This window comes from Gammaproteobacteria bacterium (assembly GCA_019748175.1).
Classification (GTDB): Bacteria; Pseudomonadota; Gammaproteobacteria; order JAIEPX01; family JAIEPX01; genus JAIEPX01.
Genome location: JAIEPX010000001.1, coordinates 1 through 23,963, shown reverse-complemented (window position 1 = coordinate 23,963; position 23,963 = coordinate 1). Strand labels below are relative to the sequence as shown.

At 40.3% G+C, this 23,963-nt stretch carries 20 protein-coding genes and 2 tRNA genes; 5 read left to right on the top strand and 17 right to left on the bottom strand.

The features are described 5' to 3' along the window. Positions 1-256: 256 nt before the first annotated feature. From K2X50_00110 to K2X50_00065, 10 genes are all read right to left on the bottom strand, one after another. Positions 257-622, bottom strand: coding sequence for a hypothetical protein (locus K2X50_00110; GenBank protein ID MBX9585635.1), 366 nt, complete (start codon positions 620-622; stop codon positions 257-259). 231 nt (positions 623-853) lie between these two features. Continuing rightward, positions 854-1,504: a hypothetical protein gene (locus tag K2X50_00105; protein MBX9585634.1), complete on the bottom strand. Its 651-nt coding sequence runs from the start codon at positions 1,502-1,504 to the stop codon at positions 854-856. A gap of 303 nt (positions 1,505-1,807) precedes the next feature. Further along, on the bottom strand, positions 1,808-3,115 hold the full coding sequence (locus tag K2X50_00100; GenBank protein ID MBX9585633.1) for a hypothetical protein: 1,308 nt from the start codon (positions 3,113-3,115) through the stop codon (positions 1,808-1,810). An 87-nt stretch (positions 3,116-3,202) separates the two neighbouring features. Beyond that, positions 3,203-3,607: a hypothetical protein gene (locus tag K2X50_00095; GenBank protein ID MBX9585632.1), complete on the bottom strand. Its 405-nt coding sequence runs from the start codon at positions 3,605-3,607 to the stop codon at positions 3,203-3,205. Positions 3,608-3,698: 91 nt separating this feature from the next. Continuing rightward, positions 3,699-4,916, bottom strand: coding sequence for a multidrug effflux MFS transporter (locus K2X50_00090; protein MBX9585631.1), 1,218 nt, complete (start codon positions 4,914-4,916; stop codon positions 3,699-3,701). Between the two features lie 117 nt (positions 4,917-5,033). Next, the gene (locus tag K2X50_00085) at positions 5,034-6,353 is read right to left on the bottom strand and encodes a UDP-glucose/GDP-mannose dehydrogenase family protein (protein MBX9585630.1); all 1,320 of its coding nucleotides are present in this window, start codon (positions 6,351-6,353) and stop codon (positions 5,034-5,036) included. Beyond that, a complete protein-coding gene (locus tag K2X50_00080; GenBank protein ID MBX9585629.1) occupies positions 6,350-8,176 on the bottom strand; it encodes a polysaccharide biosynthesis protein in 1,827 nt (608 codons plus the stop codon). The genes K2X50_00085 and K2X50_00080 overlap by 4 nt, the downstream gene beginning before the upstream one ends. A 14-nt stretch (positions 8,177-8,190) precedes the next feature. After that, a complete protein-coding gene (locus K2X50_00075) occupies positions 8,191-9,294 on the bottom strand; it encodes a DegT/DnrJ/EryC1/StrS family aminotransferase (GenBank protein MBX9585628.1) in 1,104 nt (367 codons plus the stop codon). Positions 9,295-9,487: 193 nt separating this feature from the next. Further along, the gene (locus K2X50_00070; GenBank protein MBX9585627.1) at positions 9,488-10,216 is read right to left on the bottom strand and encodes an acylneuraminate cytidylyltransferase family protein; all 729 of its coding nucleotides are present in this window, start codon (positions 10,214-10,216) and stop codon (positions 9,488-9,490) included. A gap of 375 nt (positions 10,217-10,591) precedes the next feature. Beyond that, complete coding sequence (locus tag K2X50_00065; GenBank protein ID MBX9585626.1) at positions 10,592-11,230, bottom strand: acetyltransferase; 639 nt, start codon at positions 11,228-11,230, stop codon at positions 10,592-10,594. 170 nt (positions 11,231-11,400) lie between these two features. Between K2X50_00065 and purB the strand changes: the two genes are divergently transcribed. Further along, positions 11,401-12,768, top strand: a complete 1,368-nt coding sequence (gene purB, locus K2X50_00060) for an adenylosuccinate lyase (protein MBX9585625.1) — start codon at positions 11,401-11,403, stop codon at positions 12,766-12,768. A gap of 583 nt (positions 12,769-13,351) precedes the next feature. Further along, positions 13,352-13,813: a hypothetical protein gene (locus tag K2X50_00055; GenBank protein ID MBX9585624.1), complete on the top strand. Its 462-nt coding sequence runs from the start codon at positions 13,352-13,354 to the stop codon at positions 13,811-13,813. 52 nt (positions 13,814-13,865) lie between these two features. Here the strand turns inward: K2X50_00055 and K2X50_00050 are convergent, their stop codons facing one another. Continuing rightward, on the bottom strand, positions 13,866-14,528 hold the full coding sequence (locus tag K2X50_00050; GenBank protein ID MBX9585623.1) for a class I SAM-dependent methyltransferase: 663 nt from the start codon (positions 14,526-14,528) through the stop codon (positions 13,866-13,868). Positions 14,529-14,623: 95 nt separating this feature from the next. Between K2X50_00050 and K2X50_00045 the strand changes: the two genes are divergently transcribed. Further along, positions 14,624-15,877 (top strand): tyrosine-type recombinase/integrase, encoded by a 1,254-nt coding sequence (locus K2X50_00045; GenBank protein ID MBX9585622.1) that lies wholly within the window; start codon positions 14,624-14,626, stop codon positions 15,875-15,877. Beyond that, complete coding sequence (locus K2X50_00040; GenBank protein ID MBX9585621.1) at positions 15,871-17,583, top strand: NAD-dependent malic enzyme; 1,713 nt, start codon at positions 15,871-15,873, stop codon at positions 17,581-17,583. Before K2X50_00045 ends, K2X50_00040 begins: the two co-directional genes overlap by 7 nt. 70 nt (positions 17,584-17,653) lie before the next feature. Here K2X50_00040 and K2X50_00035 read toward each other — a convergent pair whose 3' ends face one another. From K2X50_00035 to K2X50_00010, 6 genes are all read right to left on the bottom strand, one after another. Continuing rightward, entirely contained in the window at positions 17,654-18,232 is a 579-nt protein-coding gene (locus tag K2X50_00035; protein MBX9585620.1) for a hypothetical protein, read from the bottom strand. Between the two features lie 8 nt (positions 18,233-18,240). Further along, positions 18,241-18,732: a hypothetical protein gene (locus K2X50_00030; protein MBX9585619.1), complete on the bottom strand. Its 492-nt coding sequence runs from the start codon at positions 18,730-18,732 to the stop codon at positions 18,241-18,243. Positions 18,733-19,811: 1,079 nt separating this feature from the next. Next, positions 19,812-21,728 carry a SurA N-terminal domain-containing protein gene (locus K2X50_00025; GenBank protein ID MBX9585618.1) on the bottom strand — a complete coding sequence of 639 codons (1,917 nt, stop codon included), beginning with the start codon at positions 21,726-21,728 and terminating at the stop codon, positions 19,812-19,814. A 108-nt stretch (positions 21,729-21,836) separates the two neighbouring features. Then, positions 21,837-21,913, bottom strand: a tRNA-Asp gene (locus tag K2X50_00020). Between the two features lie 5 nt (positions 21,914-21,918). Then, a tRNA-Val gene (locus K2X50_00015) sits at positions 21,919-21,994 on the bottom strand. Between the two features lie 25 nt (positions 21,995-22,019). Next, entirely contained in the window at positions 22,020-22,298 is a 279-nt protein-coding gene (locus K2X50_00010) for an HU family DNA-binding protein (GenBank protein MBX9585617.1), read from the bottom strand. Positions 22,299-22,523: 225 nt separating this feature from the next. On the opposite strand from K2X50_00010, the gene K2X50_00005 reads away from it, so the two are divergent. Then, a partial coding sequence (locus K2X50_00005; protein ID MBX9585616.1) for a hypothetical protein occupies positions 22,524-23,963 on the top strand: 1,440 nt, incomplete at its 3' end.

The following is a 23,963-nucleotide window of genomic DNA, read 5'->3' as shown; positions in this document are numbered from 1 at the left end:
CTACTTTTTCGAAGTTCATATTCTAGTCGATGGTGCTTCTTGTGGCTGAATTTGAACAATTTTTAGTTGTATAAATCTTCTGTTGCCAGTGAGAGTTAAGTCTATTTCAAATATTGCTATCATTTTATATGTACATAGCACTTACTCCTAATCACAAATATCATGATTAACACCTCACTTAGCCAAAAATCAAATTACGTCAAATGTAGCAATGTAATAACGGTTCTAGGATTGTAAAAAATGACTCATTACGCCTCTAACCTTTTTTCAGAAACTCGAGTCTCTTTGCTAGTCTCGATTCAGCCTCATCGCTAAACTCTATAAAACTATTTGATAAGCCTAAATGAAAAGCCTTTGTCCAAGTATACCAGGATTCCGAGAATTCCATCAGAAGATCGTCACCTTCTACAATTAAATGAGGAACGAAATCTTTATCGACGACTAAATCATCTATGATTGCATCAGCTGTTAAGCGCCGTTCAGCATAATCCATATAATTATTCATATACGAATACACGAACAAGTAGAACAACGTTTCTTCGAACATAGAAAAATGAGACCCTGATTTTTTAATGACCATTAAAATTTCCTTCACATTCCGATATACTTCGTCTTTTGTCATAAAACACCTCTTAGGTAAGCCCACTTCAACAATCAAACAATTACACAATAACTCAAACTGCATCCAAATATTTGAATGCAAAATGCAATCTTAGTCTATTTCTACGTAATAGCAAATTACAACCTGCCAACCAGAAATAACTACCTTCGCTTAATAAATTTAAAGGGGGCAGGAAAGTATGAGCTACAACATCTCTAGCTGAATTCTAAATATCTAATAATGTTAATGTTATTAACTTGGAAACAATTCATGTATTTTACTAGCTATATCTAACACAATATTCGAAAAGTTATATGCTGTCACAGCATCAGTAATAGTATTCCATAGTTTCATAATAAGACTTTTTTCAGGTGTTGTTTTAGATAATTGACTTTTCAGGCTCGCCACGTCACTTGACAAATTTAATTTTACATCATCAGGCATCGTGTTTTCATTTAATATGACTCTATGAAAGTTTTCTAATTCTTCGAGCAACTCTACATATTTGTTGTTTACTATGGTGTTAAAATCACCCACAGTAACAATACCTGACACATTGTGAATATTAATAAATGGCAGTATGTTGTTATTTTGGAATTTTGATGGCCCCTCCCAATAGTCTATTCCATCAGCTGAAATTCTGTATTTTATCGATTGTGCGGGTATTTTAACTCCCGGAGTTTTGGTTATCTCTTTTTGTGTGATTTCCTTCTTAACCCAACCCTTATCAATAAGATAGTTAATATTTCCGTTAACCTGTTGTTGTTTATACCCATATTTCTTTTTTAAAGAGCCTTGAATGTCTCTTATACCTGCAGAAATAGCTGGAACACCACGACTGTTGTGATTTCGAGCATATAAATACTCTAGAATACGCTCTCTTATGTGATCATTATTATCCATAAAAAATCTCTATATCCTCTATATAATGTCAGCATGTTAGCCAATCTCAGCCTAATTATACGGGTGACCTACTGAATCTTGTTTGTCCGTAACTTACATTATAGTACATATATGATATGGGTCAGCAACTTAAAGTGGGGGATTTTCTCATAATAAAGGCACTCTAATCTCTCGTGCCTTTAAGTAGGTCATAAAACTTAGGGGTCAAATCTAAGATTGCTACATTCTCTAACCAGCACTTCGCCATCATCTAAGTTGTTATTTAAGAATGTAGCAATCTTAGATTTGACCCCTAAGTCGCTCTTAGATCCGGCTCTTTCTCTCTGACACGCTACTCGAGGGCGCCACTTGCTGCTGAAATTTACTCGCATTTTCTTCAAAGAATTTTTTCAATTTGTTGTTGTTCATATCAGAAACTAGTGGAAGCTTTTGAGTGCTCATGGCTTTTTTAAGCAGTTTCTCACACTGATCAACTGCCGAAAAAGTTTCATGACGAGGGTGTTCGTTCTCAGTACCATTTCGTTTTGCTTGTTGATATTCCAAATACTCAGGACTGATTTTGATCAAGTCGATTTGTTTTCTTAAAATATTTTTGTCTTTTTCAGTATCACAAAGACCTATTCCTCTTTGAGCTAGAATTTCCAAAGATCGATATAGCGCTGCATCAGCTTGATTGGTGACCTGTATTAGATACCTTGAAATATCTCTAAGGTCGTTTTGTAATTCATCCCAATTGGTTGGCCTATTAATATTATCACTTTTATTTTCTTTAAATTGACGACTTAGTTTTGAACAATCATCTTTGAGCCTATTAAATGCAACTACTATTTTTTCTGCTGGCAGCTGTATATTTGTTGTCCCCTTCAGCCCCTTTTGCAGTCTATCCACACGTTCTATAAATTCCTTCATCATTCTCAAATCTTCCTTTTCGACTTTTCTTGTGTCCATTGAGTCTTCTCTAAATTGGACTGACCCTTCAGGTTTAGCCTTTTTCGCCAAAATGACCATGGCAGTATTAAATTCATCTGAATTTTTCATTCGATTGACTTGAGCCACTACTACTCTTTGGATAATAAATGACGGAATGGGCACTTTACTTTTCTCAAAAGCTTTCAATGTTTTATCTAATTTTACGATCATTGAAATTGCTTTTTGTTCTGCTCTTGTACCACCATTTGTATGCAGACTTTCTTTAACAGCAGCTAATGCATCTTTCAGTCGTTGTATTTGATCGCCTAAGGTCCTGGCACTCTCTGAACCAGTATACTCATTATTGAAAGAATTGATTGCATTTTGCATTTCAGTAAATGCATTTGCCGCAGGGAAAGTAAATGCAATTTCTTCTACCGTTACTTCTTCTCCCTGGTGTACTTCTGGAAGACCAGATAAAGGTTTTAAATGGTTTAATAGATTTCCTCTCATAGCAGATAGTCTTTCTGCATACTGATCGATAATTTTTATATTTGTCATTTCGCTTTTAGATGCTTTTATTCTCTCAAGCATCGCTTTAATTTTCTCAAGATCTGGATTGATCTTAATCTCCTCTAATAACTCTTCATAGTCTTGCTCGAGAATATAAAATTCTATTTCAGCCCTTTCACGCTCTTCCATTATTTTTTTCTCACCATTCTCATTCATGGCCTGCCCCCCTCCATTTCAAACTCTACTTTAAGTATAGCAGATGAGCCTATGCTGAATTTAAATGACCTTGGGCCACCGGGCAAAGACGGCATCGCAGCGCTCGGGAGTTATGGTGACAATGTACACACGAAGTTCTTGGTCCAAACGGGCTAATAACCCCTGTATTGACTGCTGCTTTACCAATTTAAAATAGTGCGAACGCCCTTCAAAATCGACCTCGGAAAAGCCGTGAACGGGAATTTTGACGGGCTTGGGGAAAAACTCATCCCACTTCCCCTCTTCAATAGACTCCAAGCGCGCCCACCCACCTAAGGGCAAGCCCCCTTTCTGCAATTGCCGACGCCCCCAGGGTAGCCACATCACCCCGCCCGCTTTCAACAATACCGGTAATTTGGCTTGCTGTTGATTAAAATCAATTTTCAGTGTTCGGTGCGCTTCTGGATAAAAAATAGCCTGACACATAGATGCCCTCCCTCCCCCTCTTATTAGCACATGTCGATACAGGTCTAGTGTAGAGCACATTTTGAGAACATTCAAGCGCCGATATTTTAGGTCAACGAATGGCAGCTGCAGAAGGATTGGTGAAGGCTTTGGTTTGGAAGTAACGATAAGAAATCATGACCAACAACGCCAGCGCACTCAACCCCAGCATTGTTAAAGACAAGGGAATTGTTGAAGTGACAGGCCATTGCATGACAATAGTACCAAAAATGGCAGCGCATAAAAATTCTAGACAACCGACCAATGCGGCAGCCAAACCAGCCGCTTCTCCAAAGGGTTCCATAGCACCACCTGCGCCGGCGCCCATCATAAAAGCTCCGCCAATACCTGCCATCATGCACGGTAATAAATATTGCGCGGTACTAATACCGCTCACCCAGTACCAGACTAGCATGATTAATCCAGCCAACAACAACAAAAAAGAGCCTGCAATCACTGATTTAAATGGACCGATTCTGTGAGCTAGCTTGCCACAAATTAAACTGCCCACAAAAAACATTGCACCGACTGTAAAAAAATAATATCCGAAGTATTTAACCGGTGCGTGCAATAAATTAATAATGATGTAAGGTGAGCTAGAAAAAAAAACAAAAAAGGTTATCAAACCAGCGGTTGCAGTAAAGGCATAAGAGATAAACGTAGCATTTTTTAATACCTTCCAATAACGCAGAAACACACCGGCATTTATTTTTACTCGCTTTTCTGCTGGCAAAGTTTCCTTCATGTTGAAAAAAGAGGTGATAAATATTATAACACCCATCACTGTTAAAAAGATAAATCCTGCTCGCCAGTCAAACCAATGATACAAATAGCTGCCAATAATTGGCGCAAAGAGCGGCGACATTCCAATACCGCAATTAAGAAAACTGTAGACTTTGGCCAGTTCATTTCCAGAAAACTGATCACGCACGGCAGCAAAAGACACAACCAGCATTCCGCATCCACCAAAAGCTTGAAAAATCCGAGCAAAAATCAACAGATGAATAGAGTTAGCACTGGCACATAGCCCAGAGCCTAAAATAAAAAAAGCGACACTTAATAGAGCTATACTGCGGCGACCGAATTGATCACTGATAGGGCCAATAACTAATTGACCAAGACCCGTCATAAACATAAACAGACTTAAAGTGAGCTGAATATTTTCTTGGCTGGTGTGTAAAACTTCTTTCATTTTGGGAATTGCAGGAATATAGATGTCCATCGCGAAGGCAAAACTAAACACAAAAGGTGCTAATAAAAAAATGGTTGATGCCACACTTTTCTGTTTCATCATTTCCTCCAGGGTTAAAGTCTACACTTGCATTCAAGGTGTTGGAAGTTTTTCCTTCGTCATGAATTCTGGACATTGAGTAACGAAAAAACGTCTAAAATCCTTATCCGGAGGATGCTACCGGCCAACACTAACATAATGAATACCATGCTGAGCAACAATCATTGGCTGGTACATATTACGCCCGTCAAATATAACAGGATTTTTAAGAGAACTTTTAATTCGCGTAAAATCAGGACTGGAATATTCCGCCCATTCTGTGGAAATAGCTAAAGCATCGGCTGTATCCAGCGCTTCATACGATGATTGAGCATAAAATACTCTATTTTGCTCTCCCAGAATTAAACGCGCATTTTTCAATGCAATAGGATCGTGCAATCGAACATGCGCTCCTGCTGATAAAAGATCCTCAATTAATACAAGACTTGATGCAGCACGCATATCATCCGTGTTGGGTTTAAAAGCGAGCCCCCAAAGTGCAATAATTTTATCCTGTAAATCGTCTTGAAAATATTGTCGAATTTTATCGAATAAAATATGTTTTTGTTTTTCATTCACCGCTTCTACAATTTTTAAAATTTCTGCTTCATATCCCACATCGATAGCGGTTTTTTGTAAGGCTTGAACATCTTTGGGAAAGCAAGAACCCCCATAGCCACATCCTGCATATAAAAAATGTTCACCAATTCGAGGGTCCATACTCATGCCACGACGCACTTGTTCAATATCTGCACCCAGCCTTTCAGCAATATGGCTCATCTCATTCATAAAGCTGACTTTTGTCGCTAAAAATGCGTTTGAAGCATACTTGGTGAGCTCAGCTGAAGGTGTGTCCATCACAACAAAACGTTGTCCTGCATCAATTAAAGGGGTGTAAAGCTGGCGTAATTTTTCAGCGGCTTGTTCAGTATCTGCACCTACAATGATGCGATCAGGTTTCATAAAATCTTGAATTGCCGCACCTTCACGTAAAAATTCTGGATTTGAGGCAATATCAAAATCAATATTTTTTCCGCGTGATTTTAATTGCTGTGAAATAATGTTTTTTACTTGATTGGCAGTTCCCACAGGAACCGTCGATTTATTCAAAATCAGAGCATAATTCTCTAAGTTTTCACTAATTGTTTTAGCAACTGCAAAAACTGCTCTCAAATCCGCAGCCCCATCAGCACCGGGTGGTGTTCCCACAGCAATAAAAATTAATTCTGCTTGCCGAACGGCTTGATCAGCCTCTGTAGTAAATGTAATTCGGTTTCCAGCAATATTGCGTTGCAACATTTCTGATAATCCCGGTTCAAAAATCGGCGACTCACCTCGATTTAACTTGGCAATTTTTTCTGCATTAATATCAATACAACAGACTTGATTGCCAATCTCTGCAAGACAAGCCCCCGTCACTAAGCCAACATAGCCAGTACCAAATATCGTTACGTTCAAGATCTAACCCCTTCATATTCAGGCACAAGCTCCAAAAGTAAGCTCGCCATTTTTTCATCGGCGCCCACATCGATCACAGCTTGTAACTGATTGAATTTAAATATTAAATCACCCCAATCTTCCGAGCGATGTTGAGCTCGAAGAATTTTAGGATGGTCAGTCGCGGCGAGAGCTTCACTTTCGTGAAAAAGCTCTTCAAACATTTTTTCACCGGGACGTAAGCCAGTAAAAATAATCCCAATGTCTTCTCCAGGAACATGTCCTGCCAATTTGATCATTTGAGTCGCAAGATCAACAATTTTAATGGACTCACCCATGTCCAACACAAAAATTTCGCCACCCTGCCCCATGATGGTGGCTTGCAAAATCAATTGAGTGGCTTCTGGGATGGTCATAAAATACCGTGTGATATCCGGATGCGTCACAGTAACCGGACCACCCTCTTCAATTTGTCGTTTAAATAGAGGCACAACAGATCCTGCAGAACCCAGCACATTCCCAAAACGAACAGTGATAAATACCGTAGTAGAATGCGCATTATAATTTTGACAAAAAATTTCTGCAGCGCGTTTTGTTGCGCCCATAATGTTGGCTGGATGCACTGCTTTATCAGTTGAAATTAACACAAATTTTTTCACACTCGCTCGCACAGCTTCTTCTGCTAAAATTTGTGTTCCCATAATATTATTGCGAATAGCTACGCGTATTTGTGACTCTAACATAGGTACATGTTTATACGCAGCCGCATGAAAAACAATATCGATAGCATGTTCTCGAAAAACGTTACGTAAAGCGATTCGATCGGTAATATCTTCCAAAAATAATGCCAGCAGTAATTCAGGGAAGGCTGCCGTAATTGCTAAACGTAGCTCGTAAAGTTGGTGTTCATTTTGATCAACGACAATTAAAATTTTGGGTTTTAACATGGCAATTTGTCTGCAAAGTTCAGACCCAATGGAACCTGCTCCACCCGTTACTAAAATACTTTTTCCCGTGATACCTTCCGTTATCTTTTCCCAATCCAATTTCACAGGATCTCGTCCCAATAAATCTTCTATTGATACTTGACGTAGTGCATCCACCAACACACGTCCTTCTGTTAAATCATTCACACTCGGCAACGTACGATAATCAACGTGTGCTAGTTCACATAATTTCACGACACGACGCATAATTTCGGCTTTAACAGAAGGCATTGCAATAATCACTAACTCTATCGCATAAAGTCGTACTACTTGCGGAATATCATCTATGGGTCCTACGACACGCACACCTTGAATTTCTTTACCCCGATTTTGAATTTTGTCATCGACAAAAGCAGCGGGTTGATAATCGTGATGACGCCGCAGTAAATCTCGCACTAAATTTTCACCCGCTTCACCGGCACCCACTATTAATACGCGCTTACCTTTATTAAAATAATCATAATCTTTAAACCAACGAAAAATAAAACGAGAACCTCCCAGCAGCACGATCAACAATAAACCGTACAAAAAAGGAACGGATCGTGGAATGGCATCCAGACGGTTAATCAGAAACAAACTGACACTGCTGAGTAAAACACCGGCAACAGAGACTTTAAGGATGCGTATCAGATCCGGCATAGAAGCAAAACGCCAAACACCCCGGTAAAGACCAAAGCCCCAATAAACAGCGATTTGCAAAGAGATGACGATTGGCAATGCAGCCAACGCTGCTCGCCAAAATTCGGTTGGAATAGTGTCTAAATTAAATCGAAGCCAATACGCGCCTAACCATGCTATAGGTATCACAATGACATCATGAACAAAAACCGTCATGCCGTGTCGTAATCGAGCCAGCATTGTGCCTAATCGATTCAAGCGCTAGCTAGCTCAAGTGCATTGATCAAGCCATTGACAATTTTATCTTGATCATCCTGTGATAAATAAGGATGAAACGGTAAACTCAGCACTTTTTTCGCAGCGTTTTCTGCATTTTGCAAATGCTTCACATTAGGATATTCATCAATGAATATCGGTTGTAAATGTAAAGGTACCGGATAATGAACTGCCGTAGGAATTCCCTGTTCGTGCAATATTTTTTGAATTCGATCGCGATCTTCCACTTGAATTGTATACTGCGCGTACGCGCTAAAATTTCCCGGTGCAATATAAGGCGCTTCAATATGTGGTTCCAGTAACTGATCATATCGCGCTGCAATCGCTGCACGCTTTTCTAATTCATCGGGGAAAATAGCCAATTTCGAAAGAAGAATCGCAGCTTGCAATGTATCACAGCGGCCATTCAGTCCTAGCCTGACATGATTATAACGCGAACGTTGCCCATGATGTCGAATTAATCGCATTTGTTCAGCATAATTATCATCATTCGTAAAACATGCACCACCTTCTCCATAACATCCCAGTGGTTTTGCAGGGAAAAAACTGGTGATGCTAATTTGTCCAAAACTGCCTGAGCGTTTATTGTTTTGACTTGCGCCAAAACTTTGCGCAGCATCTTCAATAAGTAATAAATTATTATCGTGGGCAATTTTTTCAATCATTGAATAATCAGCACATTGTCCGTACAAATTAACGGGTAAAATTACTTTTGTTTTTGGTGTTATTGCTGCGGCTATTTTTTTAGGGTCGAGATTGTACGTGCGTGGATCAACATCAACAAAAACTGCTTTTGCCCCTAACATTTTCACCATCGATGCAGTTGCAACGAAAGTGAACGGAGTCGTAATCACTTCATCATCTGGCCCAATGTCCATGGCCATCAATGCAATTAAAAGAGCATCGGTCGCACTGGCTACTGTGACACAGTGTTTGACTCCTGCAAATTCAGCGAGTTTTTTTTCAAGCTCATCAACTTCAGGGCCTAAAATAAATTGACCATGCTCAAAGACAGCGTCCATTCGAGCACGCACATCATCAGCCACTCGAAGATATTGTGTTTTTAGATCTATAAACTGCATCACGATAGGTTACACCTTTTAGTAGACATATTGATAGGAAATCACCGGCGGCAGTATATATGATCAAATGATGTTATGAAAGTATGAAGATTTCCCTTCCACGATGAGGGGTTTTAGGGGAGAGATTCGTGATTGTCCTCTCAGGGCACGAGAGGGCGCTATACCCAAAATCCTTAACCGGGAGATGCTGGGACTATGTAACGTCTGTAGTTTCTTGATTTTGATTAGCCGCTCTTTGCAAAAGGTATTCTTTGTAAGAGTTAACGAGCCACAAATCAAACTCGCTATCCACGTCAATTGATCGTTCGCGAGGCATTACAAAACCCGTTGTTTCGTGGGTCACAAACGTCTGTTCTCGCAATAACCATGCGATCTCAGCCACAGCAATCGCGCCATTAGGCACATAACAGGCCTCATCATGGTGAGTCGGTAATGAAAATTGACCTGGTATTGTCGGAACTAACACACTATTGCTTGATAATGTGTAACCATTGCACTCTCCGTACGTTGGTTCTGTCAAACTAATGCAGGCTTTTGCATGATTATTCACACAGGTGAAAATTGCATTATCGATATCTTCGGTAGTCCGCAAGGGTGATGAGGGTGGTAAAACAACGATAAAATCGTATCCAGGCGTCATTTCTATCGCATGGGTGATTGCTTTAATTAGTGGTGTTGCAGCCTGAGCTAAGTGCTTAGGACGCAAAAATGGAACATCACATCCTTGATTTTTCGCTTCTTGAATGATTAGTAAGTCATCGGAAGATAAAATAAGTTGATCAATATAACGTGATTTCTGAGCGACATGTATCGTCCAAGCTATTAATGATCGCCCGGCGACTTTGCGTAAATGCTTCCCTGCAACTTTCCTTGATTGTCCACGTGCAGGAATAACTGCCAGTACTTTCTTTCCTTGTAACATACAGTATACCTATATAATAATAATTTCCTGAGGTCCATCCCATTCTGTTATCATTAACCTAGATTCTGCAGTTGAAATCTACTACGAGGTCCTAATGCACTGAATCTAAACACTTTTTGAAGTATTTTTTATTTCACCGCACAAGTAAGTACGCCTTCAATAAAAAACCCTTCAAAAAGTGTTTATCTTCAGCACCTTAGGACCTCTCGCTCCGATTCCAACTGCAGAATCTAGGTTTAAACAGTACAACTCGTAGTAAACTTTAAAATCAATTAAAAGTCAACACCTAGAGTAAAAGTGAGATTAGCCCTCTACACTCTTTACTTATCTGTGATGGAATTGTATGAACTGGGAAGATAGAGATATAATGTGAAGTTAACCGATTCGTCGAACAGGGACACCCACCATTCGATGTTTTGCATGAACGTCTTTAGTCACCACAGAACCAGCACCGATTACAGCATCTCGCCCAATGGTGATGCCCTGAATCACCACAGCACCTGCCCCAATAAATGCTCCTGAGCCTATACTCACAGCTCCACAAATTATGGCACCCGGCGCTATGTGGGCATGAGCACCAATATTGCAATCGTGATCAATAACTGCGGACGTGTTGATAAGCGCATTTTTCCCGATGTGGACACCCGGCATGAGCTTTGCACCGGCCATGACCAACACACCTTGTGCAATCCCAACTTCTTCAGAGATAACTGCACTGGGATGAATCAGCGTTTCAAATAAATAGCCCGCTTTTGAAAAGTGCTCAAAAATTTCTTTACGACGATTCGACGTTCCAATGCTAACAAGCCCATTCACTAAGCGAATTTCGCGCGGTGTATATTTGAAAATATCATCATCAAGACCAATGACTGTTTCACTCATGATTTCTGTACCATTGAGACCTTTATTCAGCCCAGTACACCCAATGATTTGACGTTTGGCTTGATGTAACATATCGATCAAAGCTTTGGAATGTCCACCTGCACCTATGACTATGACGGGTAATTGGTTCATAAAGCTCCCTATAACTATAATTTAACATCCTTGATTCTCTATCTAAAGCCTAGGTGTTGTAATGCTAGCTGTCAAGGCAGGATCTGGCTATAATTAATAAGCGCTCTTATATCGAGTCAATTTGACCCTATCTAAGAAACACTCTTGCCTTCTGATTAGACGGAGACTGTATGAATTTGACCACATTAACTGCACTGTCGCCCATTGATGGTCGTTATGCTGATAAAGTGAATGATCTTAGAAAAATATTCAGTGAATTTGGGTTAATTCGCTATCGAACCATTGTTGAATTGCGTTGGCTCCAAGCATTGGCCGACAACCCCTCTATTCATGAAGTGCCACCGTTTTCAGAAGACTCCTTGGAATTTTTAAATTCGCTCATTAACAATTTTTCTGAAGCAGACGCTGAACGAGTAAAAGAAATCGAAAAAACAACTCAGCATGATGTAAAAGCTGTGGAATATTTTATTAAGGATAAAATTAAACATCACAAAATTCTTAATCCTTTAAACGAGTTTATTCACTTTGCCTGTACGTCCGAAGACATTAATAATATTGCTTACGCTTTAATGCTAAAAGAAGCAAAAGATACTATTCTGCTACCAGCATTTGATCAGCTAATTTCTAAATTACGCTCCATCACGCAAGAAACCGCAGATTTACCGATGCTAGCGCGCACACATGGCCAACCCGCTAGTCCAACAACGCTTGGAAAAGAAATTGCCGTTTTTATTTCGCGATTAACGCGTCAAATTGATGTGTATAAAAAAATTCCGATTTACGCAAAATTCAATGGGGCTGTAGGAAATTTTAATGCGCATATTGTTGCGTATCCAGAAGTAAAATGGCTACAGTGGACTCAACAATTTATTCAAGATCTGGGTTTAACACCGAATATTTACACGACACAAATTGAATCTCACGATGCGATCGCAGAAAGTTTTCACTGTATTTCTCGAATCAATACGATTTTAATTGGTTTTTGTCGAGATATGTGGAGTTATATTAGTTTAGGTTATTTCACTCAACAAACGGTTCAAGAAGAGGTAGGCTCATCCACAATGCCACATAAAGTGAATCCAATCGATTTTGAAAATGCTGAAGGCAATTTAGGTTTAGCCAATGCGTTGTTAGAGCACATGGCAGAGAAGCTTCCGATTTCTCGATGGCAGCGTGATTTAAGTGATTCTACAGTAATGCGAAATATGGGCGTTTGTATTGCGCATTCTGTAATTTCTTATCAATCTATTATAAAGGGTTTAAGTCGATTAACACCGAATATTGCCCGTTTAGATGAGGATCTTGAGAATAATTGGGAGGTGTTGTCTGAAGCGATTCAAACGGTAATGCGACGTTATGGTGTGGATGAGCCGTATGAAAAATTAAAAGGTTTGACGCGTGGGCAGCGAATTAATCGAGTTGAGTTGCAAGAATTTATTAGTTCGTTGACAATTCCAGAGTCGGTAAAAGAAGAATTATTAAATTTAACGCCGCAAAAATATCTTGGACTCGCTGCCCAGCTCGCTAAAAAAATCTAATCCAATTCGCAAGAAAAAAAGCTTAGCGAAGGAGTTGGACTGGGCAAGATCTACCTTTTCAAGACCGCCGTAAATACATCCGTGTAGTCTTCGTTCGGACATCCATGTCCTCAACGATCTTGAAAAGGTAGATCTTGCCCAGTCTTCTACACTCCGTGCTAAATTTTTATTTCAGTGGCTCTGGAAAGTTTTTTTCAAAAATTCGCAAAAAATAATTACTTTGCTCCTAAAAGGGTTAGCGTTTTATTCTCAGAAAAATCGCATAATTTAACTGAGGCAGCAAATAATTATCCATTGGCTCGGCTGCGTACAGACAAGTCAGGTATAGCCTTTCAAGATTGTTGAGGACATGGATGTCCGAACGAAGACTACACGGATGTATTTACGGGGGTCTTGAAAGGCTATACCTGACATAGTCTGTAAAAGCAGCAATAAGAAAAAGTGAGTTTGAAACATGGAAAAAAAGAAAATTATCCTGGGTCGCAAAGGCGAAGAATACGACCTTTCATTGAATTTAAACTAATAAACTGTTATACTTTAGCATGTAAGCTGTAATCTTTATCAGCTGTAGGGTATTAATTTCATGAAGCAACTTTTTGAAATCATCATTTCGAATCCCGAACGAATCATATCTAAGATTGAGCTATCTGATGATAATGAGAAATTAATTTTGCATACCAGAAATGATACGCATTGTAATAGTCTCTGGACTCAACTTGCAGGACAAGCTTTGTTTGCAACCGAGGGACGTGTACGAATACTCTATGATATGCCTTCTGATCCTCCTGCATCTAATATAATTGAAATTGAGAGCGATACAGATCAGTTAGTCGCATTATTAGAATATCTAGAAAGTGATTTTCTTAATGGCGTCTTTTTACCAAAAGGTATCGCAGACCGAGTAAAGCATCATATTTCTCCCAGTGCTAATGCTAACGGTCAGACTGACTTCTTTGCATCTAGCACAAAACCAAGCACTCAACGAGAGATTGAGCCAGCAACCAAAGATACTGACGAAGAAAACCAGTCTGAAAAATCTCCGTGATCATGGCGTCTTGACCAGTCTCACTTCTACGATTAAGTTAAATTTTTCAATATTATTTTTTTACGGCGAGCGTTAAGCCGTCGGCGATGGGTAATAAACTAACTTGGACACGAGCATCGTTGAGAATTTTTTTATTTAACGCATCAATAATTTGAACTTGTTCAGATTCTGAAGCAGCGTTCAACACTTTCCCCTCTTGAAACACATTATCCAATGCCATCACACCACCCACCCGAAGCAACTTCAAACACAACTCATAATACGCATCATAACTTTGTTTATCCGCATCAATAAACGCAAAATCAAAACTCCCCTCTTCACCCTGCTCCAGCAAATCCTTTAACAAATCTACAGCAAGTCCCAACGTCAAACTGACTTTATGATCGACCTCCGCTGCTTTCCATGCTTGCTGCGCCATCTTAGTCCACTCTTTATTCGTATCAAAACCAAATACACGCCCATCTTCTGGTAATGCCATCGCCACTACCGTCGAACTATATCCCGTAAAAACCCCTACATCTAACGTCTTTTTCGCGCCTAAAATTTGCACCAACATCGCCATAAACTGTCCCTGCTCTGGTGCAATTTGCATCCCGCCCGTACTCATCTTTGCCGTACGTTCTCGTAAATCACGCAACACCTCGTGCTCTCTCAACGAGACACTCAACATATAATCGTACAAAGCATCATTCATCACTATCGTTTGATTTGCCATAATTTCACTCATAAAATAAAACAGATTCTATCACATCAAACTATAATCCTAGACACGTAATTGATCACATACTCTCTATAGGCTAGACTGCAACAATGACTAAAATGATTGCACCTAAAGCTCTTTTCGACACAATTACCAATCTGGACGATCCAACTCCAGACTGCATCACTCTCTATCTGAAAAATTTCGATATGCCTGAAGTGCCTGAAGAATACCGACTATCGCTAGAGTTTTTGGCAAGCTATGCCGGTTCGCAAGATACCTTTAATGCCTACAGAAAAGAAATAGAACGATTCCTTCAATGGGCATGGATCGTCGCCAAAAAATCAGTTAAAAGTCTCGATCGCAACGACATCCGTCGTTATATTGAATTTGCGACAGATCCCCCCAAAGAATGGTTGACTGATAAAAGTGTGGCTCGCTTCATTAACAAAAACGGTGAACGCATTCAAAATACTGAGTGGCGCCCTTTTGTCATACGCATTGGAAAATCACAGCGCCGATCCGGACAAACAACGGACGATGCGCATTACCACATGCACGATCCATCACGTCGCGCATTATTTGCAGGACTCAGCACATTTTTCACATTCCTGCAGCAAGAAAGTTACATCGATATCAATCCTGTTCAATTGGTTCGACAAAAAGGCCGATTTTTACAGAAACGACAAACAACCAAAGTCACTCGTAAACTGACAGACGTACAATGGCGCTACACGATTAATACCATCGAGCAACTCGCTCACGAAGATCCGCAATATGAGCGCCATTTATTTATGATGTCAGCGTTTTATTTACTGGGCCTGCGTATTTCTGAATTAGCAGAAACACCCGGACGTATTCCGTGCATGGGCGATTTTGCACCGGATAAACAAAGCCGCTGGTGGCTCACAACAGTAGGTAAAGGCAATAAAATACGGGATATTGCGGTGCCTGATGCCATGTTATCCGCATTAAAACGTTATCGTATGAGTCAGGGATTACCTTCCCTCCCCTCTCGCAGCGACCCAACACCGCTGCTCAATAAGCAGCGCGGCCGAGGCGGCTTAGGCACCAGGCAAATACGTAATCTCGTGCAATTTTGCTTCGATCAAGCTATCCTAGAACTAACACGTGATGGCTTAGATGATGAAGCTCAGGACTTAACAGTAGCGACAGTTCACTGGTTAAGACATACCGCCATTTCTGCCGATGTAGAAAATCGTCCACGTGAACATGTTCGTGATGATGCCGGACATGAAAATATCAGTATCACCGATCGCTACATCGATATTGATCGAATCGCGCGACATGATTCAGCGCGAAAAAAAACATTAAGAAGGAAAATTGAGGAGACAGCATGTTAGAATTTGAAGTGACAAAAGATCCAAAAACCGGCGAAACCATTCTCAAAACTCCGTTAAGCGGAAAAACTTTATTAACATCTCCACAGCTTAATAAAGGAACGGCGTTTACGTATGAAGAACGTCATGAATTCGGATTATTAGGCAAATTACCCGCTGCCGCCGAAACACTGCCTGAACAAACCATGCGTGCTTTTATTCAATATTCGGCTTTTGCTACAGATTTACAAAAAAGCATTTATTTGCGCACACTCCACGAAACAAATGAAACGGTATTTTATAAACTCGTGGCCGATCATATGAAAGAAATGATCCCTGTTTTATACACTCCCATCGTTGGCACTGCCGTCAAAACACATAGCACAGAATTTCGACGTCCACGGGGCCTTTATATTTCATATCCAGATCGTGAATACATTCGCGAAATTTTATCGAACCGAACACACCCAGAGATTGACGTGATCGTTGTCACTGATGGTGAAGGTGTATTAGGAATTGGTGATCAAGGCATCGGCGGCATCGATATTCCCATCGCAAAATTAATGGTTTACTCGATTGCTGCGGGAATTAATCCATTACGAACCTTGCCAATCATGTTAGACACAGGCACTAACAATCAAGCACTCCTCGATGACCCCCTCTATTTAGGCTGGCGACAAAATCGAATTGCGGGTGAAAAATACGATGAATTTATTCGAATGTTTATCGATGAAGTCAAAAAACAATTCCCGGGTGTTTATTTACATTGGGAAGATTTTGGTCGTGATAACGCTCAACGCAATTTAACAACGTATCGCAATGAAATCTGTTCTTTCAACGATGATATTCAAGGCACAGGCGTTGTGACACTTGCAGCAATGCTTGCTGCTGTTCATGCTTCTGGAACCTCAATAAAAGATCAACGCTTTGTCATTTTTGGCGCTGGCAGTGCCGGGCTTGGAATCACGCACCAATTGTGCGATGCGCTCATTCGAAACGGGATGGATGAAAAAGAAGCTCGTTCGCGATTCTGGTTGATTTCCAGCAGTGGACTCATTACATCTGACACGCCTGAACTATCAACAGAACGCGCATTGTATGCCAGAGACCCTGCTGAAATACAATCATGGAAAACTACGTCTGCGGGTATCGCTAATCTTGAAGATGTGATTAATAACGTTCATCCCACTGTATTGATTGGCTGCTCAACGGTTGGTTCTGCCTTCACAGAAACTGTGGTGAAAGCCATGGCATCGCATTGTGAACGCCCGATTATTTTCCCACTATCGAATCCCACAGAGCGCAGCGAAGCGACACCCGCTGATATTTTAGAATGGACTCAAGGCAAAGCCCTAATCGCTACCGGAAGTCCTTTCGCTCCTGTTGATTATCACGGCAAAACCATTCCCATCGGGCAATGCAACAATGCATTAGTTTACCCAGGTATTGGCTTAGGCATCATGGCCGTTAAAGCTAAACGCTTATCGGATGACATGCTGTGGGCTGCCTGCGAAGCTGCCGCCCAATTTTCTCCAATCCTCAAAAATCCCGATGCCGCCCTACTTCCCCCTATCGAAGAAGCCAGACCTTTTTCCAACGTAATTGCTCTCGCCGTTGCTAGCCAAGCTGTAAAAGAAGGTCTTGCAACTGTTTCTAACACAGACAATATTTCTGGACTCATAGACGCCATCAAATGGGAACCTAAATATTTGAGATACATAAAAGTATAATCAGCAATCATGATAGAGACATTGACAAAATAAAATCTAATATCGTTAACTGGGAGATGCTGACGAATAATTATGATGCTGGCGTTATCGACGTGGCCGTGATTTTGATAGTCGCATCTTGTAACGCGACATAACCATGGCTACTGATATTATGGTACGTAAATCCTGAGTCCCAAATGGGAACATAATAAAATCGTAATGAACCATGTCGCCACTGGTAAACTGTTTTACTGGGATCTATATAAACAATGTCGCCCAAATAACACGCTTCAAGTTCGGTTTTCTTTTTACCTGATTTTTCATGCACCTTAACGGACCGGCAATGCCCTTGATAAACAACTAATTTTATAGGTTTATATTCTACTCTTTTGACAAAAGGCGGAACCTGAATTGTGCCCCCTTGAATATTCAATTCAATACGAGGCGTGGTTGCAGTGATTTTAGTGCGCTCTTGCCAACTTTTTTCTTCTTCTCTTAAGTCTTTGATTCGTTGGTAATTTTCTTGAAGGTCTTTAATATCAGGCATGCTAAGAGCAGACCATTCTTTCGATGGAATTCCATACGGAACGCCAGAACAGCCAGCAATAATGCTTACTATTGCAAGACTCACAAAAGCGTAACCGACGTATTTTTGAATTAATTTGACCATATCACACATTACTTAGGGTTGTTTGCCTGCTGTACTGTACCTGGATTTTGCACGATTGGGGAGTTATTTGTGGTCGTGGTATTTGTGCTTGATGAAGCGCCAGGAGATGCAGCAATCGTTGAATTCGGCGCACTTGATCCAATTTGAGCTGATTCGGCTGACTGGGGCACCGATGCAGCATTTTCAGAACTTGCAACAGCCACAGTTGAAGAATCTAGCCCGTCTATTGGCGGAATATAACTGACACCATCTGCTTCAACTTCAGAGCCATAACTCTCAGCATTGGCCTCACCGGAAGAAGTAGGTTGAGTATTACTTCCAACATCTGGATGCTTCACAGGAACTTTTTCTGATTCATGCATTTCAGGTTTGGCCGGCTGCACTTGTTTAGACCCAGCAGGAAGTGCGGTCTCATGATCTGATTTCTGCTTTTCATGACAACCGGCTACAAACAAAGTACCCGCTACTAAACACGCCATTGAAATCCTTAGCAAAATCATAATACATCCTTTCAGTTGATTGATAGTACAAAATACGAATTATATCGTCGCGTTAAACATCATCGCAAGTGAATGTATAGGGGTCAAGTCTAAGATTGCTTTATTCTTATATGTTAAATTTGTATTCGTACTGTCAAAATATACAATGTAGCAATCTTAGACTTGACCCACTAAGATTAATTTAGCACTTTAATTTTTTAATGTACTTAATTGTATATTATAAGATAATTATTGGCTTCAAGAGAATTAAAGGCAAAAAAAAAGCCGAGACAATAAATGCTCAGCTTGGAAAGGCATTCAGTATAGTTGGTCTGCTCCGGGCATCCATGCCCCAAGAACTCCTTGTTAACAGACCTACCCTACCTCTTACCTTTACATTTCAGCGACAAGCGCTAAAATGTTATTTGGACTAGTGATGGCAATCCTTTGCCGCCCTATCTCTTCCCTGAAGAACATCCGTGTTAGGGCACATCACCAATCCCACATCGTTCATCCTTGAACGACTTAATGTAAATCTACCATATTACTAAAAACTCGCAAGTAGGCCTAAATTCAATGCCAAGAAGTAATTTTTTCAAGTCCGGTTTGGCTTACTTTAAAAATCGTTATTTTTCAACGACTTATGAAAAAACTCGGTTTTTGGGGCACCAATTCCTCCGCGATACACTTACCAGCCTTTGAGACATCTCGCACAAGGGATACAACCAGACTCTGCGTCTAACCCTTTAAATAGAGTAGCTAATTCACTGAAAATAAAAGAATTTTAATCAATAAGCTAAGGATTTGGCCAATCCCCTTGATTTCATGATCACTTCAACTCTCTAGCCATAGCATTATTATTCATTTCCTTCTCTCTGTTAACCCATATCAAAAAAGAATAATATAATTCAGCAAAAAAAAATTCTGCAGCCCAAAATTTTCTAACAGCGAAATAAAAAAACAGAATTGTTTTCTCTCATTTTAATTTGCAAAACTAAAATTAATTCCGGCGGGATGAAAAATGGATGACGCGAAAATTGCTAATCGGAATATTACATAAATTATTCTTTATGCAATATCCAGGCTACGATAAAAATACTTTAATAATCGTCAGAAACGTCGGCCGGAGCCGCCGAGGAATTCTCCGATTGTTTTCGCAGCTTGTTCACTTTAGCTTTATCTCTTAAGTCTTTGACATAAATATTAAAATCCTGAGAACCATAATTAAGTGTCAAAGAATTTTTAAAACTTTCACGTTGTTCTGTTGTCATTGTTTTCACTTGAGCAGGTATCACTTTTTCAACGCCGACTATTACATGATCACCGTCAGCTAATGCTGCACTATCATATGCAGCCGTTTTTTGATTAGGGGGAGGTTGGTGGAACACAAGCTGAAGTATCTCTTGATTCATTCCATTCTCGTGTCGACTGACTCCGTTTTGTTGACGCCACACAAGATGATGAGTCTTCAAAAGATCTTCCGTATTGTTACCACTTCGTAATTTCTCTACGAGAGTATTTGCTACACTTTGCATTGTGACTTGAGCTTGTTGACGTTTCAGTATTGCCACAATCTTATCTTTAACATTCTCTAAAGGTAACACTTGTGCGGGTTGATATGTTTTAACACGAAGCACAACTAAGCGTCCGTTGCCTAAATCAATCGGCGAGCTATTACTGCCTTGTTGTAAAACCTCATCAGTAAATGCCGCAGAAACAATTTTAGGCGATGCTTCAAGTCCATCCTTATTTCCACGGTGTGTAAATAGGCCTGTAGATTTAATCGGCACACCAACTGCCTGAGCAACCTGTGCTAGAGAATCAGGATGAGTGAACGCCAACTCAGCTAATTGATCACTCAATGACGTATATTCATGCTCGGCTTTTTGTTTGAGTATGGCTTCACTGACTTGAGATCGCACCGCACTTAAAGGTTGTGGTTTTGATTCTTCCACCGCCAATAATTTATAGACTACAAAACCTTCTTGTTTTTGTTGCACAGGACTAACTTGCCCCACTTTCATCGTCGCAAATAGTTTCACTAAGTCCGCATTATCTTTGGCGGGACTTACCCACTGAATTTTCGCAGCGTCCGGTAATTTTTCACCTGGCCCTAATTGTTTAGATAATAATTCAGCACGGTTTTTTGCAACTTCAATGTCTGTTACTTTAGCGCCTGTCGCAATAGGAACAACCCCTTTTGCAACCTGCCACCGCATAGGACTGGAGAAAGCCATTTGATTATTTTGATAATAGTCTTGCACTTCGGCATCACTAGCGGTTTGTTTTGATTTAAGCGACTCGATATTTAGTTCAACATAATCCACACTGACTTGTGCTTCACTCTGATAGGCTTTTTTATGGGCATCATAATACGACTTGATATCAGCATCCTTAACCGTCACCTCTGACTCAAAATCTTTAACAGGTAATGTGACGTATTTAAAATCACGTTTTTGTTCAGCCACTTCATAGGCCTGATTTATTTCATTCGGCAGAGCAAATGCCGTTTGAATAATCCCCTCACTGAATTGACTGACCATTAGAGAACGCATCAAGTCCTGATAAAAGCTATTTTCGGAATATGAAAGATTATAAATTAAATGCTGAAAACGATCGGGGGAAAATTTTCCGTCAACTTGAAAAGCGGGCATTTGTTCGATAACGGCTTGAACAACTAACGGGCTTACAACAAATCCTGCTTTACTCACACCCTGATACATTACCGTGCGCAAAATTAAATCATTCAGCGCTTTTTCTCGAAGTTGTTCTTGTAATTCTGTTGTTAAACGTAATGACGTACCATATTGATTTAACAGTTGATTTCGTTGACGATTATACGCAGCTGTTAAATCAGTCGCCCCGATTTTTTCACCATTGACAGTGACAACAGGAGGGTTGGTGCGACTACTCACAAGATAATACTCAATACCGAATAAGCCAAAGGCTACACTAATTAATCCAATTAAAATTTTAGAAAACCAACCAACGAGATGATTCCTAAACGTTTGCAGCATAATCAGTGACCTCATTCAGATGTAGAAACTAGCCTAGGTACTGCATAAACAATATCTAAGCTCGATACAAAAAACGCGCCTTAAATGAGCGCGTTTGATGTTTCAATGTGGCGGAGTGGACGGGACTCGAACCCGCGACCCCCGGCGTGACAGGCCGGTATTCTAACCAACTGAACTACCACTCCTAAAATGGTGGGTGCTGAGGGGTTCGAACCCCCGACATTCGCCTTGTAAGGGCGACGCTCTACCAGCTGAGCTAAGCACCCAGATCAGAACTAAAACATAATACAATTATTTTGTATTAACTTCATCCTTCAACTGTTTACCAGCAACAAACTTAGGCACTCTTGCCTTCTTAATTTGAATCTTTGCACCGGTTTGAGGATTACGGCCTTCACGTGCAGCACGATCTGCAGTTTTGAAGGTTCCAAATCCAACCAGTGTAACAGTTTCACCTGATTTTAAAGTACTGACTACAGCACCTGTAAATGCATCTAATGCATCGCCTGCTTGACGTTTAGAAATGCCAGCTTGTGATGCAATTGCATTGATTAAGTCTTCTTTGTTCATAATCTTTACTGCCCTCTTCCGTTGATAAAACGCGGGCAGCGAAACGCTTACCCGTCCCAGTCCAGGCGTTTATACCAATAGCTTGCCCTAACAGTCAAGCGATGATTGTCGAAACAGCGATTTTTCACTCAAATCTTTCCACTCTCGCAATTATAAGAAGAATTTGTTAGTCTACTGTTCGAACCAATGAATGGTTTTTACAAACATAACAACCAGAGGATTATCATGTCTAGAGCTAAATTACCTTTACCTGCAAACTTAAAAGATCCTATCGAATTGTTCGAGCGTGCGATTACTTTTCCAAGCGATGATGATCTTTACTTTAAGATCGAACGACTCGATGAGAAAACTAAATTTGCGCTGGCTCGTTGGTGCCAAAAAGAAGACGGATTTTCTTTACTGCACTTAGTGGTTTCAAAATGGACAGACAATATTCGCAGCAGGCTTCTTGATATTTTATTAAATAAAGGCGGCAGTGAGAATGTCGATGTTTATCATAACTTTACGCCATCTTGTTACTTTACTCCTTTAACTTATGTTGCGCTTCTACTACCGAATGATAAAAATCTTTTTAGACGCTTACTTGATATTTCTCATCACCCTGCTGATATACTTCGAGACGCACTGGATCAGGAAAACGCCAGTGCACTGGTTGAATCATTTCTCGCTGATTATCCACAGATAAAACATTCTGTTAATTCACCGAGCCTAAAGCATCGACCAGCACCTCTACTGAAAGCCGCCCGAAAACGTAATCTAAACGCATTCAGTCATTTAATTCGCACAAGAAATAAGGGTGGCAATGCTTATCCGACTATCCTCACTGTAGAAGGGAACAATATTCTTCACGAGATGGTTCTAGGTATTGCTGAAAACAATCCTGAGGGTACCTCAAAGCTTTACGATGACGATCAAGCTTTTTTTAATAGTCTCAAGCCACTAAAAGATTTCCCGCGATTGATTTTTCAAAAGAATTTTGAGGGTAAATCCCCCATCTCTCTCGCGTGTGATTTGAAGCATAATGAATTGATAGCGAGCTTTATCCATCTAGACGGATTCCTTGAAAGTTTTAAAGCAAATTCAGACAAATGGATCAAAGATGTTTCGAATAAAATACTCACCATTCAAAACACCGACTTGAAAGCACAATTGACGTCTAACCTGGAACAATTCGCTCAAGATCTTGAAAAAATTAATCTCGATAAAACAAAGGGTTCAACTGAAAACCTCATTGAATCTGTTAAGAAAGCCTCTAAGATCCACGATCTTCTTTTTGAGCTAGAAACACTCACTTCTTCGTTACTCAAAGCAAAAACCGCGGATGATTTTAATAAGGCTAAAAACACTTTCGTCCAAAACTGCGATGGAAAATTGTATTCTGAGAAAGTTCAAGATCGTTATAACGCACTCGTTGCTGCTCTCGTTGGTCTTGTTGTTGCAGCAATCATTGCCACTACCTTACTCCTTTTCGCCTCTGGTGGAATTGCCACTTTTGGAGCCGCTTCGATAATTTCTTTCGTCACCCAAAACATTGCCATTTCACTCGCCGGAGGCGCAGCTGCAGCCTTTATCGTGGGTAGCTTTGGATATTGTGGTTACAATTACAGCGATGCCTCCACATGGCGTGCGGATTTCTTCGCTGTCGCCCCTGCGGTCGATGCTCAT

Bases quoted from the DNA above. Each gene is read 5' to 3' on its own strand.
- K2X50_00110 (MBX9585635.1), bottom strand. From the start codon at position 622: ATGACAAAAGACGAAGTATATCGGAATGTGAAGGAAATTTTAATGGTC.
- K2X50_00105 (MBX9585634.1), bottom strand. From the start codon at position 1,504: ATGGATAATAATGATCACATAAGAGAGCGTATTCTAGAGTATTTATAT.
- K2X50_00100 (MBX9585633.1), bottom strand. From the start codon at position 3,115: ATGGAAGAGCGTGAAAGGGCTGAAATAGAATTTTATATTCTCGAGCAA.
- K2X50_00095 (MBX9585632.1), bottom strand. From the start codon at position 3,607: ATGTGTCAGGCTATTTTTTATCCAGAAGCGCACCGAACACTGAAAATT.
- K2X50_00090 (MBX9585631.1), bottom strand. From the start codon at position 4,916: ATGAAACAGAAAAGTGTGGCATCAACCATTTTTTTATTAGCACCTTTT.
- K2X50_00080 (MBX9585629.1), bottom strand. From the start codon at position 8,176: ATGCTGGCTCGATTACGACACGGCATGACGGTTTTTGTTCATGATGTC.
- K2X50_00075 (MBX9585628.1), bottom strand. From the start codon at position 9,294: ATGCAGTTTATAGATCTAAAAACACAATATCTTCGAGTGGCTGATGAT.
- K2X50_00070 (MBX9585627.1), bottom strand. From the start codon at position 10,216: ATGTTACAAGGAAAGAAAGTACTGGCAGTTATTCCTGCACGTGGACAA.
- K2X50_00065 (MBX9585626.1), bottom strand. From the start codon at position 11,230: ATGAACCAATTACCCGTCATAGTCATAGGTGCAGGTGGACATTCCAAA.
- purB (MBX9585625.1), top strand. From the start codon at position 11,401: ATGAATTTGACCACATTAACTGCACTGTCGCCCATTGATGGTCGTTAT.
- K2X50_00055 (MBX9585624.1), top strand. From the start codon at position 13,352: ATGAAGCAACTTTTTGAAATCATCATTTCGAATCCCGAACGAATCATA.
- K2X50_00050 (MBX9585623.1), bottom strand. From the start codon at position 14,528: ATGGCAAATCAAACGATAGTGATGAATGATGCTTTGTACGATTATATG.
- K2X50_00045 (MBX9585622.1), top strand. From the start codon at position 14,624: ATGACTAAAATGATTGCACCTAAAGCTCTTTTCGACACAATTACCAAT.
- K2X50_00040 (MBX9585621.1), top strand. From the start codon at position 15,871: ATGTTAGAATTTGAAGTGACAAAAGATCCAAAAACCGGCGAAACCATT.
- K2X50_00035 (MBX9585620.1), bottom strand. From the start codon at position 18,232: ATGGTCAAATTAATTCAAAAATACGTCGGTTACGCTTTTGTGAGTCTT.
- K2X50_00030 (MBX9585619.1), bottom strand. From the start codon at position 18,732: ATGATTTTGCTAAGGATTTCAATGGCGTGTTTAGTAGCGGGTACTTTG.
- K2X50_00025 (MBX9585618.1), bottom strand. From the start codon at position 21,728: ATGCTGCAAACGTTTAGGAATCATCTCGTTGGTTGGTTTTCTAAAATT.
- K2X50_00010 (MBX9585617.1), bottom strand. From the start codon at position 22,298: ATGAACAAAGAAGACTTAATCAATGCAATTGCATCACAAGCTGGCATT.